Annotated in this window: 1 protein-coding gene; it reads left to right on the forward strand. The window is 64.7% G+C overall.

Annotated elements, in window-relative coordinates; genetic code table 11:
* On the forward strand, positions 1-805 hold an 805-nt coding region (locus tag NKJ06_RS35595), incomplete at its 5' end, for a transposase (RefSeq protein ID WP_352812610.1).

The raw sequence follows: 805 nt of genomic DNA on the forward strand, positions 1-805 counted from the left end.
GACGGGTCTCAATTTGCGCCAGACCTATGTGCGGGTCGGCAAGCTGGCGCTGATCAAGCACCAGCGCTATGCCCACGCCAAGCAGTTCAAGCGGGCCAACAAGGCGCTGCGCAGGCTCAAGACCTATCTCGGCCGGACCATTCGCGACATCGGTCGCCAGATTGCTGGCGATGCGGGACTGGACGCGCTCTTCAAATGGCCGCTCTACCAGGCCGCCACCGTCCTCGAGCAGCGTCAGCGCCAGCGCGGCCGCAAGATCTACAGCTTGCACGCGCACGAGGTGGAATGCATCGGCAAGGGCAAGGCGCACATGCCCTACGAGTTCGGAGTGAAGGTCTCGCTCGCCACCACGCTGAAGCGCTCCAAGGGTGGCCAGTTCGCTCTGCATGCAAAAGCGCTGCCCGGCAATCCCTACGACGGCCACACGCTGGCAAGCGTCATCCCCGACATGGAAGAGACCATCGGCAACCAGATCGGCCGCATCCTCGCCGACGCCGGCTATCGCGGCCACAACGCACCACAGAGCCACAAGTTCAGGGTCTTCACCAGCGGCCAGAAACGCCGCGTCACCCCGGCCATCAAACGCCAGATGCGGCGGCGGTCGGCGGTCGAACCGGTGATCGGCCACATCAAGGCTGAGCACCGCATGGGCCGCAACTACCTCGCCGGCCAGCAGGGCGACGCCGTCAACGCCATCCTGGCTGCCGCCGGCTACAACTTCTCCCTCCTGCTCAGGTGGCTGAAGGGTTTTTTGTCCCTCTTGATCGCTCTCTTCCAACTCCGGCCCAAGCCGGTCGCCGCTTAG

Source organism: Mesorhizobium sp. M0293, from assembly GCF_040321735.1.
Taxonomy (GTDB): domain Bacteria; phylum Pseudomonadota; class Alphaproteobacteria; order Rhizobiales; family Rhizobiaceae; genus Mesorhizobium.